Raw genomic sequence first — 15,304 nt, forward strand, 5'->3', positions numbered from 1 at the left:
AATAACGTGCTTAAGAGGTATAAATGATCTTCATTTAACATCTCTGTGGATATGGGGGTGGGTTTGTATTGATGATCGTTAGATTATGCCTTCAGGATGCGCACTGCAAGGTGAGCGGCGTTGGCTCCGTTTCCGATTCCAACGCAGGCTACCGGAATGCCACGGGGCATCTGGACGATTGCAAGGAGTGCATCAAGACCACCAAGGGTGCCTGCCGCAACAGGGACGCCTATTACCGGTTTTTCGGTCAGAGATGCAACAACCCCCGGGAGTGCCGCAGAAAGTCCTGCAACTGTGATGAAGACCCGTGCCTCTGAATTCTTCACGTATGCGGTCAGTTCCTCCGGGTTCCGGTGTGCGGAAATTACCTGGAAGTCATAGGTGATGCCCTCTTCTTCGAGTATACTTGTTGCTTTGCTCACAATTTCTCCGTCTGATGCCGAACCGGCGATCACAGCTACATCTACCATTGGCAGAGTGTATCGAAGTCTCTGCATAAAGAGATTGACTTTGGGGTTTAGAAATATGGAGAAGAGCGCAGGTAGACTTTAGGGCACCGTTTGCCGTGAAATCCCGGTCCTGCAAATGGTATACAGGGGTGTGTTGTGCGGTTCCCTGAAATGTGTATTTCATCGCGTATGCCTGGCAGCACAGGATATGCAGATGTTGTGCTGCACATCCGGACTGCGAAACGGGGTAATTTATTAAATTAATTATTAGTATGAATGGGTGAATGCATCATTCGTCCTGCATTGAATCCCCTGAATGGTTCCATGCCCGTCCTGGTGCGGGAAATGATGGTGAGATAATGTGTCCCTCCCTCCTGTCAGATGTGATATAGATGTATTCAGGAATATTGTATGACACAGGTGGCGCCAGTGTAATCTGCCTGTGTTTTTTATTTGTCCGGGTAGTCAGGATCATGCTTTTGTCGGGCCTATCCTGCATAACCTCCATATGGCATAAACACTAAAAATTATCCCACTGATCAATATGCAAAATGAATCACTTCTTATGATGCCGGGTCCTGTCCCAATGCCGGAACGGGTACGGTTCGCTATGGCTCGTCAGGCAATGAATCACCGCGGTGCAGAATTTGGCCAGGTTGTTGAAGAGACGACCACGATGCTTAAAGAGATATTCTGCACAAAGAACGATCTCCTGACCATTACCGGCTCAGGTACCGCAGGTATGGAGGCTGCCATCTCAAACTTTTGCCAAGGCAAAAAGATTGCTTGCCTTGTCAATGGTAAGTTTGGTGACCGTCTCTATCAGGTGAGCCAGCGCTATGGAAACCCGATGTCACTCGCCTCTGACTGGGGTACTCCCCTGCCTCTGGAAGCACTGGAACAGGCGCTCGAGGAAGGAGCAGAGGTAGTAACTCTCGTTCACAACGAAACATCTGCTGCAATCCTGAACCCGGCAGAGGAAATTGGACGTCTCGCACAGAAGCATGGTGCACTCTTCATCATGGACGGTATCACCTCTATCGGCGCGGATGAGGTATATCCGGACAAATGGGGCGTAGATGTGGCAATCACTGGTTCACAGAAGTGTCTCGCCGCACCTGCAGGACTTGCGGCCCTCTCGGTCTCACAGAAGGCATGGGACGCACAGTGCGAGAACCCGCCGTTCTACTTTGACCTTCCGGCATACAAAAAGAGCGCCGCCAAGAACCAGACTCCCTTCACTCCTGCCGTGCCGCTCTACCTCGCCCTGCGTGAGGCCTGTGCCATTGCATTGGAGGAAGGCATGGAGGCCCGGATTGCACGCCACCGCATGATGGCACAAGCCGTCCGCACGGCAGCAGACGTGTGGGGTCTTTCACTCTTTGCACAGCCGGATGCCCTGCATTCCTATTCCAATACCGCAACAGCGATCTGCTACCCTGAGGGTATCACAGATGATGCAATCCGCGGAAAAGTCAAAAATCTCGGCATTGAGGTTTCCGGTGGGCAGGACCACATAAAGGGGAAGATATTCCGTATTGGTACCATGGGTGCCACCGGTGCTCCTGAAATCCTCGCCGTCCTCGCAATGGTGCAGGGCGCATTCAAAGCAGCAGGATATCCCCTCAAGGGCGACGGTGTCTCTGCCGCCTGCGAGGTGCTTATCGCATGAAAGTCGGGGTCGCTGACACCACATTTGCCCGCGTAAATATGGGCGCTGTCGCGGTGGACGAACTCAGGCGCCATGCGTCCGTTGCCATAGAACGTTACACCGTTCCCGGTGTCAAAGACCTCCCGGTTGCAGCAAAAATTCTCATCGAGGAGCGGGGTTGTGATATCGTCATGGCCCTCGGGATGCCAGGCGGCAAGGAGAAGGACCGCCTCTGTGCTCATGAGGCGTCCCAGGGACTCATTCAGTGTCAGCTGATGACCAATCATCACATCATCGAGGTCTTTGTCCATGAGGACGAGGCAAAAGACGACAAAGAGCTAGCCTGGCTTGCTGAACAGCGGGCACGGGAACATGCGGAGAACACGGTGAAACTGATTCTCCGACCCGATGCTCTCATCAAAGAGGCCGGTACCGGCCAGCGCCAGGGATTTGAGGACGCTGGTCCTGCCCGGCACTAATACCTTTTTTTAGCATCATTCCCTATTTTTTCACTGAAATTCGACTGTTCAAACCGAATTCCATTTGAAAATGGTTTGGTGTTATCCATCTGTATTTATCCATGGTATTCATCCCATCTCCTCCTGTCAGCAGTTCCCTCCCCACTTTCGGGAAGCATCACTTTTATGGGATAAGTGCCAATCTGTATTTACCTGAAATTTACAATACGGAGCTGAAGAAAAAATGGCAATTAAACTTGGATTTGTCGTCGCTGAATTCAACCGCGACCTGACCTATATGATGGAAATAGAAGGCGAAGAACATGCAAAGTTCCTCGGTGCAGAAGTGATTGAGAAGTTCTATGTTCCCGGCGCCTATGACATGCCGCTTGCCATCAAAAAGATGCTTGAAGACGGCAATGTCGATGCTGTTGTGACCATTGGATGCGTGATTGAGGGTGCCACCCAGCACGACGAAATCGTTGTCCAGCACGCAGCCCGGAAAATAATCGACCTTTCCCTCGAATACAACAAACCGGTCACCCTCGGTATCTCCGGCCCTGGCATGTCCCGCCTCGAGGCACATCAGAGAATTGATTACGCCCGTCGTGCGGTTGAGTCGGCAATCAAGCTTGTCCAGCGGTTGGCATGAGACCCCTTTCCCGGAAAGTGGCAGACATCGCACCGTCTGCCACCATAGAGATATCTGACCGGGCAGGGCAGATGCGGGCGGCAGGCATCGATGTCATCGGTCTCTCCATTGGTGAGCCTGACTTCCCTACTCCCGCTCACATCACCCGGGCATGCATCGACGCACTGGAACGTGGGGAGACCCACTATGCCCCGTCCCCCGGCATCCCGGCACTCAGGGAAGCGATTGCCCGAAAACTGGAGACCGAAAACAACGTCCCCTGCACACCAGGACAGGTCATCGTCGCCTGTGGGGCAAAGGACTCCATCTACGAAGCGATGGAGGCCGTTCTGAACCCCGGTGACGAGGTTGTTATCATCGACCCTTCGTGGGTCAGCTATGAACCCTGCGTGCAGCTTGCCGGAGGAACACCGGTTCACTGTGGTGTCCGCGAAACGGACTTCCAGGTTGACGATAGCTTCCTTGAAGCCATCACCCCAAAGACGAAGATGATCATCTGCAACAGCCCGTCCAACCCATCGGGTGCGGTGATGAATGATGCGTCCCTCAGGCTGATTGCCGATGCTGCTGTAGACAATGACTGCTATGTCCTCTCTGATGAGATATACGAGAAGCTCATTTACACAAAGACCCATGTCTCCATTGGGTCATATGATGGCATGGCGGACCGGACAATAACGGTGAACGGCTTTTCCAAGGCCTATGCAATGACCGGCTGGCGTATTGGATATGCAGCAGCACCCGAACCCGTGGCAAAACAGATGATCAAAGTGCAACAGCACACGATTAGTCACCCGGCCACCTTTGCGATGCACGGGGCAGTAGCTGCCCTCACTGGTGATCAACAGTGCGTTTGTGATATGAGGTGTGAGTTTGACACCCGCCGGCAGTATCTCATCGGTGCTCTGCATGAGATGGGCTATGAAACAGCACCCGCAGAGGGTGCCTTCTATGCCTACGTGAAGACAGGAGGAGACGATATGGCGGTGTCTGCCCGGTGGCTTGCTGAAGCCAATGTCGCCGTGACACCAGGAACGGCATTCGGCACCCCCGGATGGGTCCGTCTCTCCTATGCGGCATCCCTTGGCCGGCTGAAAGAGGCAATGCAACGCATCGCTGCTCTCTCAGACTAATATCATTTTTTTGGTGCCTGTGATGACTCCTGAACTGCACCGTGTGCTCTTCGTCTGCACCTACAACTCAGTCCGCTCCCCGATGGCGGCTGCCATTCTAAATGCAGCCACAGGTGATCACTACCAGGCAGAGAGTGCAGGTATCTTCCCGTCCCCCGTGGATTTAGGTGTGGTAGCTGTTATGAAAGAGAAAGGAATTGACCTCTCCAGGCACCATCCCCGATCTCTCGGTTCCTGTTCAGATACTCTATATGGAACTGTTGTCTTTCTCTCGCCCTCCGTGCATGTGCATGCCTATCGTCTCCCACCAGCGGGGGAGGTAATCACCCTGAATATTCCTGTTCCTGGTATGTCGGGGGCCGACGGACTGGACGGATACCGGCAACTCTGCCGGACACTTGCTGATGCCATTGCAGCGTGCTTCCCGGATGCCGAAATTGGTGACCTGCACTATTCAGACGATATTTAAATTCAGGCATCCTTTTTCTCTGCAGGTGACGGTATTTTATAGGGGACACCAACGGGGAATAAATGACGGACAGTCACAGTAAACAGGAATATGATGGGTATTTTGCCCTGATATCAGATATTGCCGCTCATTTCCTCGATTTTCCGTCTGGTGAGTATCCCGGTCAGCTGATTGTGAGGTGCCTTACGAAACTCTGCCCTGGATGTTATCCGATATATTCCCGCATTGACCTGAAAAAAAGGTTCCTCATCATGGAGGGGGTAGGGAATGCAGACGATGTTACAGAAGCAGTCATGGAATCGCTGAATATCAAGTTGCCGTATCAGATGCCTCTGGATGATGCCAGACTTTCGTGTATTCGATCCGCTGAAGTCATTCATCTCCCGGGGGACATTAATGAAATCTTTGTTGGAACCAGGGAACCAGGATTCTGCACCCGTGTCTCAGATGAAATGGGGATTGAAGAAATTGTGGTTGTTCCGTATCTTCGTGGTGACACATGTTACGGTGCGAGCCCGGTAATATGTCCCAAAGGTTTTGTTCTGCCTCCCGATGAGGTTCTTATCGCATTCGGCCGTCTGGCGGCAGGTATACTCAGGCGTCATGAGGCAGAAGCGGCTCTCAAGGAAAATAAAGATAAATATCAGGCTCTCTTTACAGCATCGGTTGATGCCGTCCTCTTCCTAAAGGACGGACGTATAATAGATGCCAACCCTAAAGCTGTTGAGCTCTACGGGGCTGAATCGGTTGAAAACCTTGTCGATTTGACTCCTGGCCATCTCAGTCCCGGTCATCAGCCGGATGGACTCGAAGGTATTGATTCCCGGAGCCTTGCACGCGAGGTGATACGTGAGGCAGAAGAGGGGAATATCTTTCCTTTTGAGTGGGCATGCCGTGGACTAAACGGCCGGTTCTTTGATGCGGATATTTCCCTCTCCCGTGTATTCATAGGAAGCGAAGTGTATCTTTACGCCGTTGTTCGTGACATATCCGAACGGAAACGTTCTGATGCAGCGATCCTCGCATCAGAAGAACGGTTCCGTCAGGTAGCAGAATCAAGTTTCAATGCAATCGTCACCTGTGACACAAAAGGGTTCATCACCTATGCTTCTCCCTCTGTTGCCCGGGTGCTTGGATTTACCCCGTCAGAAATTTCCGGCACCTGTTTTACGAAGCTTTATGCAGACACAGAGGATCAGGAACAGGCAATGGCCCTTCTCCATTCTGTTCTGGAGGGTGAAGTGATAAACGGACGCCAGTTCATTTTCACCGGTTCCAATGGACAGACCCTCCATCTGAGCATTAATGCCAACCGCATGTACGGGAACGGGAGAGTTAACGGTGCGATGGCCATTATCCAGGATATTTCTGATGCCTATCGGGCCCGTGAAGCCGAAAATGAGGTGCAGTTCAAAAATTATCTGTTTACCGCAGGATTTGAGAATAATCCCCTGGGAATGGTTCTCCTGTATCTATCCTCTGACTGTACACGGATTGTGGAGTGGAATCCGGAGATGGAGATACTCTCGGGGTGGAGAAAAGATGAGGTTGTCGGTACAATGGTGGAGGACCTGTCACCGGACGATGCCCCTGTTGAAGCGCTTGCCATTCTCATTGGACGGACACAATCCACTGGCGAACCGCAGACGATACGGACTGAATGTCATCTGGACGGTGGAGAGTCCCGAAACCTAAAATGGGACTCAGCAGCGATTGCCGATCCACGGGGTAAAGGACTGTATGTGATGCTCATTGTGCGGGACGAAACAGAGCGGGTTCGGTTTGAAGCAGAGATTACCGAATCTCAGGAACGTTATCGTAATATGACGGATGCCATCGCTGAACCGATGCTTACCATTGATCCTGACCTCACCGTGGTTCTGGTAAACCGGGCCTTCCGTCTGTTCTATGAAGGCATTGGATTCCCGGGAGATGCCACAGGTAAATTGCTCCCTGAGCTTTATCCAGCCCTCACGAAGGGTGAATCAGCTTCAATTCATCGTGTATTTGAGAAAGGGGTGCTTATCAAAGATACAAAATTCCTGGTGCTGGGCAGTGTGCCGATACGGGCAGAGGTCACGCTTGTTCCGGTTTTCCGCCGGGGTGTTGTCGTGCAGGCAGTCATTCTGCTGCGTGACATCACTGCAGAATATGATGTTGAGGTCCTGAAAAAAGAGGCCTTTGTTCAGATCGAGAGGAACATGGAGCAGCTTGCCATTCTCAATGATCACATCCGAAACCCACTGCAGGGAATTCTTGGCATATGTGAACTGGAGGGGATGCAAAACCTGCCACTGATCCGCAGTCAGGTAGAAGAGATAGACCATCTGATAAAGCGGCTTGATTGTGGTTATATCGAGTCTGAGAAGGTTCGGGATTTTCTAAGAAAGCATTATGGAGTGCTGGATTGCTAAGGTATCCTGATAATCAGTGGATTACCGGAATGTACGGAAAACACTCCTCATCACCCTTGTCCTGAACATCTCTGTTTCAGTGGCGAAGGGGGTAGTGGGTGCATGGGCTGGTTCTGTGAGTATGGTTGCAGATGCAGTCCATTCACTCTTTGATTCCGTATCCAACATCGTTGGCCTGATTGCTGTACGCATATCCGGAATGCCCCCTGATTTTGAACACCCATATGGCCATGGGAAATATGAGACCATGGGAGCACTGTTTGTTGGTGGGCTTCTCTTCCTCACGACAGGTATCGTTGCCTGGGAAGCATTGGGGCGGTTTTTTTCAGGATCTGTGCCACAGATCACTCTTCTTACTGTAGAGGTGATGCTTGCTACTATCTTCGTCAACCTTGGTGTTACCTGGTATGAACGCAGGGTTGGGAAAAAAGAGGGAAGTTCCTTTCTTCTTGCTGACGCGAAGCACACCTTCAGTGATGTAGGAGTCTCGGTATCGGTTCTCGTCGGTTTTCTTTTTATCCGTCTGGGATATCCGGTGGCTGATGCCGTGGTCGGGCTCATCATCGCTGCGGTAATCGGGAGGATGGGCGTGGAAGTTGTGAGAGATGCAACGGGTGTTCTCACTGATCTACCGCCTGATGTTGATTATGAAGCGTTCTCTGCGATAATTATGAACACTCCGGGAGTTGTCGGGTATCATGAGATCCGGTGCCGTGGGAAACCCGGAGAAATTTATTGTGATCTCCACGTCATCGTTGATGCCGGTATCACGGTACGGGAAGGTCACGATATTGTGGATCTGGTGCATGATCGCCTCATAGATGAATCTGCAGGCATTGTGGATGTGATCATTCACACAGACCCTGATGATGGTACATGCATACCAACAAACCTGCCGCCACACCGGCGTTCAGGGGATGGGCAGGGTTGAATCCCATAAAAAACGGCCTGTGTTTGGCTGTACAGGTATTCCTGTGTTGCACCGTAAGAAAGCCTTATTTTATGCCGATTTAGAATCATTCTGATAATCTGTGAATTACTCGCGTGTCCGTAAGACTCTCATCCTCACCTTTTTCCTAAACCTTTGTGTATCTATTGCAAAAGGAATTGTCGGAGCACTTGCAGGCTCTGTGAGTATGGTGGCTGATGCAGTCCATTCGCTCTTTGATTCTGTCTCAAACATCGTTGGGCTCATCAGTATTTATGTCGCCGATGCCCCACCGGATTCCCAACACCAGTATGGCCACGGCAAGTTTGAGACCATCGGGACACTGGTCGTTGGAATACTCCTTCTTATCACTGCAACTTTTGTCGGATATGAGGGGTTTGGACGCTTCTTTTCCGGAGATGTTCCTGATATAACTCCACTCACGGTTGCAGTGATGGTTGGAACCATCTGTGTGAATATCACCATCACCCTCTATGAACGCCGCGTGGGCAGAGAGGAGGAGAGTTCATTTCTGCTGGCTGATTCACAACACACCGCAAGCGACATCTTCGTTTCACTCTCTGTTCTGGCTGGCTTTGTCTTTGTCAGTCTGGGGTATCCGGTTGCAGATGCCATCATTGCACTTGGGATTGCCGTACTCATTGGAAAGATGGGAGTGGAGATTCTCTATAATGCCGTTGAGGTGCTCGCTGACGCATCCGCTCCGGTTGATTATGACAAAATTGATGCAATTATGAATACAACGGAAGGCGTACGCAGCTATCATGATTTCCGGTGCCGGGGGAAACCAGGCGAGATTTTCTGTGATCTGCATGTGGTGGTTGACCCGGAGATAACCGTTCGTGAAGGTCATATCATTGGCAACCGGGTCCGCGATCGTCTGAAAACGGAATTGGATGGTATGGTGGATGTTGTGGTGCATATCGATCCGTACAATAATGGTGTGAGACCACCTGATGTTGAGAAAGATAGTGATAAGGATGCCCTGCATTCAAAATAGTGTGAGAGATACGGAACTATGACACAGGACATTCTTTTTGTCTGCAATCACAATGCAGGGAGATCACAAATAGCCGAGGCATACCTGAACGCCCGGTATGGGGAACAGTATACTGCATTCTCGGCGGGCAACTATCCGAGTTCGTCAATGAATGCATATACCATCCGTGTGATGGAAGAGGTGGGTATTCCAATGGCGGGGCATGCACCAAAATCACTGGAGGAGTTTATGGGCCGGCAGTTTGACACCATTGCACGGCTCTGTGACTGTTCAGGTACGTGCCTGGTATTACCGCCTGCCCGCAGGGTGATTGACCATCCGATCTCCGATCCCTCACAAATAGAGGGGAGTGGCGGGGATGTCCTGGAGGGATTTCGGCGTGTGCGTGACCTTGTCTTTGCATGGGTGGATGAGACTTTTGGAGCCGCAGCGGCAGGGGTCACCATCACCTGGCAACGACCGGACGGGCCGATACCCTCCGTTGTTCTCTGTTCTGATACCAGCCGCCCTCTGCAGGAGGTCATTCGTGACATATGTTCTCTGTTGGAGAGGCAGGGTATTCCCTGCACCATCACAGAAGAAGACGGCCCGGTGCAGCTTTTATTCAATAATGTACCTTTTGAAAAAATTGTTCCTATCTACGTGCCGAAGACATGTTCGATGTGTGGGACCTGTGACGGGTCAGAGGGAGAATGTTCTGGGGGCAGACGCTACGAAGGTATCCCCGAGTCGGTGGTGCGCCTTGCTGCGATGAAAGCCGGCGGCCTGAAATAACTGATATAGGCTTTTTGTCTCATCTTTCTCCGAATTTTTCCCTTTTTTCAGTCGATGTCTTGCAGGAGGGGTTGTCTGTCGGTGTCTGGCCCGCACGGTTTTACCTTCGCATAAATTTTGGAAGAATTCAGCCTTCTCAGCGTATGTGTCTGAATATTCACTTCATAATTTAGGATGGCAGTATCCCACCAGTGGGGGCTTTTTGCCATGGTATCATCACTGAATTAGTTTATCCCTCATCTTTCGCGCCTGGTTTGTTGTTATCCTACTCCTGTCTGTAGGGGGAGGCAACCCGTGTGATGGATGCGAATTGGGATGTGCCGGGAAATAATGTGATGGTGGTGAATTTGTCTTCCCATCAGGAACCTTCGAACTGTTTCGGTCTCTGTCTTTACCTGCGCGATTGCATGTTAGGACTGTCCGAAAAAATCACCATCTGCCTATTAGGGCTTTCCGGATTTGGAATGCCCGCTGAATTTTGGTTTTTCCTCTCTCTCTCACCCGTTCGTGACGGTGGGCACTGATGGCAGTTATCTATATATGTGAGGTATAGCAAACAATATGTTAGAACAATATAACATTATGTTGGGTAGATCTCATATGGATGAAAAAAACGAAATGAAAAAATTGTGGTGGGGCATTGCATTTGGCCTTCTGGCTATCGCGGCTGCGGTTGCAGCCTGGTTTATCTCAGGAGGTACAGTCGATACTCAGGGCCTTGCCATCCTGGTAGCCCTCGGAATTCTAATGATTGTATTGACTGTGGTGAAAGTCCATGCAGGACATCACTATTTCATGGGCATGGCTCTGGTGGGTGTGGTGATGGTGGTGGCAGGTCTTCTTGGGGTTATCTCAGGTACCATCCCCGATGAGGGAGGAATTCTTATCACCTGTGGTCTGATCATGGCATTCGTTGGCGGTATCTGGCTTGCACGTTCTGAAGACAAACGGATCGTTGACGAACGCTCACAGAAAATTGGCAGTTACGGGACAGCGTACTCATGGTATATCACCTTCATGGCAGTCATCCTTTTCTTCTGGCTGGATATGCTGGATCTCCTTAAGGTGCAGGTATCAACTATCCTCGGCAGTCTGCTGTTTCTGATGATTGGGTCCGCCCTCTTCTTCCAGTGGTATTACAACCGGCGGGGTGACGTTTACTGATGAATACCCGGAGGGCGAGTGGATGCAGACACGCATGAAGGAGTTTCGGGCGCGGACGAACATGACACAGGCAGCCCTTGCAGATGCGGTCGGTGTCCGTCGTGAGACGATTGTCTTTCTCGAGAAGGGAAAGTACAACCCATCACTCAGGCTTGCCTGGCAGGTTGCGTGTGCGCTTGAAACGTCAATTGATGAACTGTTCCTGTTCGGAGATGAAGACAAATGATCTGTGCTGTATCCATGTCAGATGTCATCGTACACAAAGAGGATCTCGTCTTCAGTGATTTCCTGCTCTTCGTCACTGTATGCGGCGGGTGTCGTGAGAAGTATGGCATATACAAGAAAAGCACCAATGATGCAGCCTGCGATGATTGCAAGGACTACCGGTGCAAAAATGGTGAAAAGAATGATTATGCAGATTCCGATGCCCGCGAACCCTGCATCCCGTCTGCGGTTCATAATGGTCATTTTCAACCTGTGAATATATTAGTTAGTATGGAGTATCAATGAGTATCATGACGAATATTGCCGATATTTTACTTCGGCCGGCGGCCTTCTTTAACGGCCGTTTTGAAGGGGATAAACCGGACCTGAAAATGCCTCTTCTGATTGTACTGCTGTATGGAATTGTGGCCGCTTTATCAGCTGCGAATGTATCATCCGTCACAATGGGAATGATGCCAACTGAAATTGCAGGGATGGAATCACTGATGATTGGCATCGGTGTTTTCTCAGCGTTCATCGGCGCTCTGTTATTCTGGGTCATTATTGCCGCCATTTTCCATGGTATTTCCGCTCTGCGGGGAGGGAAGGGGGATTTCCAGCGCACCCTTGCGGTGACCGGTTATGGCACCCTGCCGATGGTATTCGGGAGCATCCTCTCTGGAATCATCATCTACTTCGCGCTCTCGGATGTGACCATACGTCCGGTATCTGACCCGATGCAGATAAGTGCAGCCTTAACAGAAATTATGTCCAGCCCTTCCATGACAATAGCGGGTGTCGTATCGCTCATTTTTGTTCTCTGGAGTGCTAACATCTGGGTGTTCGGGATGCAGGAGGCACGAAGTATCTCAGGAAAAGATGCATTAATTACCGTCGGTATTCCGGTCGTGATCTACTGTCTGATAACATTCCTTCCATATATAGGGTGATTGAAATGAAATTTCGATATCTGATATCTGTTTTTTGTATTATGCTGGGACTCTGTATTGTCCCGGCAATGGCAGCTGATTCCTCAACAACCGTTGAGGGCCAGCTTGGAGTCACTGATGTGGCCATTGACCCTGGTGTGTTCATGTATGGTGACAGCGGGACGGTGAAGGTCACCGTAACAAACACCGGCACAATGCCCGTTGCAATAGCACGGGCAAAACTTTATTCCAATGAACTGGATGTCATGGGGGACGAGAATTACGGCTCAGTAGGCTCCATCGGGCCGGGTAATAGCCTGCAGTTCACTTTTACGATAGTGGCAGATGCAGCGGATGGCATCTACTATCCCCTCTTCTACCTCGATCTGCGGGACGCCTCAAGTCTGCGCTACCGGGTTCCGGTTAAAGTGGAGAACACCGGACTCTCGGTTTCAGTGAATGACCGTCCGGATGCCTTTACCTCAGGCAAAAAGGAAGACGTCACTATCATGGTTGGAAACCCACGGGAAAACACCGTGAACGGGGTTGTTATCACCCCGATGCTGAATGGGTATGATACAACTGAAACATCGCATTTCATTGGCACCCTCTCCCCTGATCAGGCAGCTGATGCAACCTTTTCGGTTACCCCCTATTCAGAGACTCCGATGGAGTTTACGGTTCATTACCGTAACGGGATGAATGACCATGAGGTCACCACAGCAGTGCCGGTCACCTTCGGTACCGACCGCAAACAGGCAGAGATTGTTCTCAACAATATTGTGGTCACACCGGAAGGGGATTACTATATCATCACCGGTGATGTCACCAACGCGGGACTGGAAGATGCGAAATCAGTTCAGGTCACCACCGGATCGCCTGCTGTTCCTGTGGACCCGTATCGGTCCTATGTGGTCGGTGCGCTTGAACCGGATGACTTTGCGAGCTTTGAAGTGACCTTCTCAGCTGAAACGGGCACAGAGAATGTCCTGCTGATCACGGATTATAAGGATAAGGACGGAAACCTTTACTCGTCCCAGCTTACCCTCCCGCTCTCCTCCGCTGTGCTTCCTGGCAAAAGCAGCTCTGGAGCGGGCGATGAGTTGCCTGTTGTCTGGATTGTGATCGTTATCATATGTGCGGCGGCTGTTGCCGGCGTCATCTACTACTCATGGAAGAAGAAGTGAAAAGACCGGTATGTGCTGAAAAACTTCCTGAAGACGCAGTCATCCGGCTGGAGGAGGCAACAAAGGTCTACTCCCTCCCCTTTGGTGATGTAGTGGCACTGGACAGGGTCTGCGTTGCTGTGATGCCGGGTGAGTTTATTGCAATCATGGGTCCTTCGGGATCCGGGAAATCCACCCTTCTAAATCTCATTGGCAGCCTGGATGTTCCAACGTCAGGAGACCTCTATATTGATGGTCGTGATACCCGCACATTGTCGGATGATGATCTCACTGAACTGCGGCGGGATCGTATCGGCTTCATCTTTCAGCAGTTCAATTTAATTCCGCTTTTGACCGTCCTTGAGAATGTGGAATATCCCATGATTCTCAAGAGCCGGCAGGCAGTGAAGGGCAATTCCCGTGCACGGGATCTCCTGCTGAAGGTCGGCCTTACCGAACAGATGCTCGCACACAAGCCAAAGGAGCTCTCAGGTGGACAACAGCAGCGGGTGGCCATCGCCCGGGCACTCATTAATGACCCGGCGATTCTGCTCTGTGATGAACCGACAGGAAATCTGGATCAGGCAACCGGACGGTTGATCATGGACATGCTTTTAGAGGTGAATCGCCGGGGGAAAACCATCATCATGGTCACACATGATGCCGACGTCGCAGCCTATGCGAGTCGGAGGATAACCATTGTGGACGGGAAGGTTGCATGATATTCTTTGAAATCGCCAAACGCAACATACGCCTCAACATGCTGCGTTCATTTCTGGCAGCAGCAGGCATTGTTATAGGTGTGGTTGCGATCTCTTCCATGGGCATGCTCGGCAGTTCGCTTACGCTTTCTGTTACTGATTCTCTCTCTTCGGTGGGAGACTCTGTTATTATTGTTCCTGTCGTAGGTCAGCCGGGCCAGAATATGGTGGCAACGGATGCCCTTATAACAGACAGGCAACTCCAGCAGATAATCCGTGTGGTCGCCCCCAATGATGCAGTGCCCATCTATGCCGGCGCAGACAGAATAGAGATTGGGCCTGATAAGACAGTGGCATCTCTCTATGGCATCAGCCCGGACAAAATTCCCTTAATGGTCGATATTGCCGACGGCATCGTCCCCCGAAGTACCAGCGGGGCCCTTGCCGGTGCCACGCTTGCAGATGAGTATGACCTGAAGACGGGCAGCCGGGTCAAAGTCGGCAATGAGACTGTGCGCATCACAGGCATTCTTGAAGAACAGGGTATGGGCTTTGATATCAACCCGGACAACGCACTCATTGTATCTGACCGGTGGTACTCTTCAGCCTACAATCAGGAAAACTATGACCAGGTGATCGTCAAGGTGCGTGACATCAATGACATTGATGCGGTCAAACTGGCAGTGGAGCGGACACTCAACCGGCGGGACGATGAGGTGACTGTCTACGATACCCGGATGATCCTTGAGATGATTGTCGAGACTTTTAACCAGATCTCGGTCTTTACAACGGCAATCGGTGGCATCTCTCTTGTTGTCGCCGGTGTCTCCATCTTCAATGTCCAGATGATGTCAGTGACCGAGCGGATAAAAGAGATCGGCATTATCCGGAGTATCGGGACAAAACGGTTTGAAGTGATGCGGATGTTCCTTTACGAGGCGTTTATTCTGGGACTTATAGGGTCAGGTATTGGCGGCATCCTTTCTTTTGCAGGTGGCTACATTGCTATTTCCGTCATGTTGCAGGACACGTCCTACCTTTTCAATGCAGAAACGCTCTTCTATATCCCATACGGGATGGGTATCGGGCTTATCGTAACGCTTGCATCCGGTCTTTATCCGGCGTGGAAAGCAGCGAATCTCAACCCGATTGAAGCACTCCGGTTTGAGTAAAATAATTTATCTTATTTTT

General features: G+C 51.0%; 17 protein-coding genes. 15 read left to right on the forward strand and 2 right to left on the reverse strand.

The features are described from left to right. Nucleotides 1–83: 83 nt before the first annotated feature. Complete coding sequence (gene purE, locus L0665_RS07700) at nt 84–470, reverse strand: 5-(carboxyamino)imidazole ribonucleotide mutase (RefSeq protein ID WP_274925108.1); 387 nt, start codon at nt 468–470, stop codon at nt 84–86. Nucleotides 471–993: 523 nt separating this feature from the next. On the opposite strand from purE, the gene L0665_RS07705 reads away from it, so the two are divergent. The 11 genes from L0665_RS07705 to L0665_RS07755 all read left to right on the forward strand — a co-directional run bounded on the left by L0665_RS07705 (nt 994) and on the right by L0665_RS07755 (nt 11,339). Next, nucleotides 994–2,121, forward strand: coding sequence for a pyridoxal-phosphate-dependent aminotransferase family protein (locus L0665_RS07705; RefSeq protein ID WP_274925109.1), 1,128 nt, complete (start codon nt 994–996; stop codon nt 2,119–2,121). Further along, on the forward strand, nt 2,118–2,579 hold the full coding sequence (ribC, locus tag L0665_RS07710) for a riboflavin synthase (RefSeq protein ID WP_274925110.1): 462 nt from the start codon (nt 2,118–2,120) through the stop codon (nt 2,577–2,579). The genes L0665_RS07705 and ribC overlap by 4 nt, the downstream gene beginning before the upstream one ends. A 223-nt stretch (nt 2,580–2,802) precedes the next feature. Then, nucleotides 2,803–3,210, forward strand: coding sequence for a 6,7-dimethyl-8-ribityllumazine synthase (ribH, locus tag L0665_RS07715; protein ID WP_274925111.1), 408 nt, complete (start codon nt 2,803–2,805; stop codon nt 3,208–3,210). Further along, nucleotides 3,207–4,343 carry a pyridoxal phosphate-dependent aminotransferase gene (locus L0665_RS07720; RefSeq protein WP_274925112.1) on the forward strand — a complete coding sequence of 379 codons (1,137 nt, stop codon included), beginning with the start codon at nt 3,207–3,209 and terminating at the stop codon, nt 4,341–4,343. Before ribH ends, L0665_RS07720 begins: the two co-directional genes overlap by 4 nt. Nucleotides 4,344–4,365: 22 nt before the next feature. Beyond that, the gene (locus L0665_RS07725; protein WP_274925113.1) at nt 4,366–4,812 is read left to right on the forward strand and encodes an arsenate-mycothiol transferase ArsC; all 447 of its coding nucleotides are present in this window, start codon (nt 4,366–4,368) and stop codon (nt 4,810–4,812) included. 62 nt (nt 4,813–4,874) lie between these two features. Beyond that, nucleotides 4,875–7,226, forward strand: coding sequence for a PAS domain-containing protein (locus L0665_RS07730; protein WP_274925114.1), 2,352 nt, complete (start codon nt 4,875–4,877; stop codon nt 7,224–7,226). A gap of 16 nt (nt 7,227–7,242) precedes the next feature. After that, complete coding sequence (locus L0665_RS07735; protein WP_274925115.1) at nt 7,243–8,157, forward strand: cation diffusion facilitator family transporter; 915 nt, start codon at nt 7,243–7,245, stop codon at nt 8,155–8,157. A 100-nt stretch (nt 8,158–8,257) separates the two neighbouring features. Continuing rightward, a complete protein-coding gene (locus L0665_RS07740) occupies nt 8,258–9,175 on the forward strand; it encodes a cation diffusion facilitator family transporter (protein ID WP_274925116.1) in 918 nt (305 codons plus the stop codon). A gap of 18 nt (nt 9,176–9,193) precedes the next feature. Then, complete coding sequence (locus tag L0665_RS07745; protein ID WP_274925117.1) at nt 9,194–9,949, forward strand: arsenate reductase/protein-tyrosine-phosphatase family protein; 756 nt, start codon at nt 9,194–9,196, stop codon at nt 9,947–9,949. A gap of 600 nt (nt 9,950–10,549) precedes the next feature. Then, nucleotides 10,550–11,113, forward strand: coding sequence for a DUF2178 domain-containing protein (locus L0665_RS07750; RefSeq protein WP_274925118.1), 564 nt, complete (start codon nt 10,550–10,552; stop codon nt 11,111–11,113). A gap of 22 nt (nt 11,114–11,135) precedes the next feature. After that, nucleotides 11,136–11,339: a helix-turn-helix transcriptional regulator gene (locus tag L0665_RS07755; RefSeq protein ID WP_274925119.1), complete on the forward strand. Its 204-nt coding sequence runs from the start codon at nt 11,136–11,138 to the stop codon at nt 11,337–11,339. 17 nt (nt 11,340–11,356) lie between these two features. Here L0665_RS07755 and L0665_RS07760 read toward each other — a convergent pair whose 3' ends face one another. Continuing rightward, complete coding sequence (locus tag L0665_RS07760) at nt 11,357–11,581, reverse strand: hypothetical protein (RefSeq protein ID WP_274925120.1); 225 nt, start codon at nt 11,579–11,581, stop codon at nt 11,357–11,359. 38 nt (nt 11,582–11,619) lie between these two features. Between L0665_RS07760 and L0665_RS07765 the strand changes: the two genes are divergently transcribed. Genes L0665_RS07765 through L0665_RS07780 form a run of 4 tightly spaced genes read left to right on the forward strand, consistent with a single transcriptional unit; the run spans nt 11,620 to nt 15,285 of the window. Next, nucleotides 11,620–12,267 (forward strand): YIP1 family protein, encoded by a 648-nt coding sequence (locus tag L0665_RS07765; protein WP_274925121.1) that lies wholly within the window; start codon nt 11,620–11,622, stop codon nt 12,265–12,267. A 41-nt stretch (nt 12,268–12,308) separates the two neighbouring features. After that, complete coding sequence (locus L0665_RS07770; RefSeq protein ID WP_274925122.1) at nt 12,309–13,433, forward strand: COG1361 S-layer family protein; 1,125 nt, start codon at nt 12,309–12,311, stop codon at nt 13,431–13,433. Next, the gene (locus L0665_RS07775; protein ID WP_274925123.1) at nt 13,418–14,134 is read left to right on the forward strand and encodes an ABC transporter ATP-binding protein; all 717 of its coding nucleotides are present in this window, start codon (nt 13,418–13,420) and stop codon (nt 14,132–14,134) included. The genes L0665_RS07770 and L0665_RS07775 overlap by 16 nt, the downstream gene beginning before the upstream one ends. After that, the gene (locus L0665_RS07780) at nt 14,131–15,285 is read left to right on the forward strand and encodes an ABC transporter permease (RefSeq protein ID WP_274925124.1); all 1,155 of its coding nucleotides are present in this window, start codon (nt 14,131–14,133) and stop codon (nt 15,283–15,285) included. Before L0665_RS07775 ends, L0665_RS07780 begins: the two co-directional genes overlap by 4 nt. The last annotated feature ends 19 nt before the right edge of the window (nt 15,286–15,304 follow it).

It is taken from the genome of Methanogenium marinum (assembly GCF_028912405.1).
Taxonomy (GTDB): Archaea; Halobacteriota; Methanomicrobia; order Methanomicrobiales; family Methanomicrobiaceae; genus Methanogenium; species Methanogenium marinum.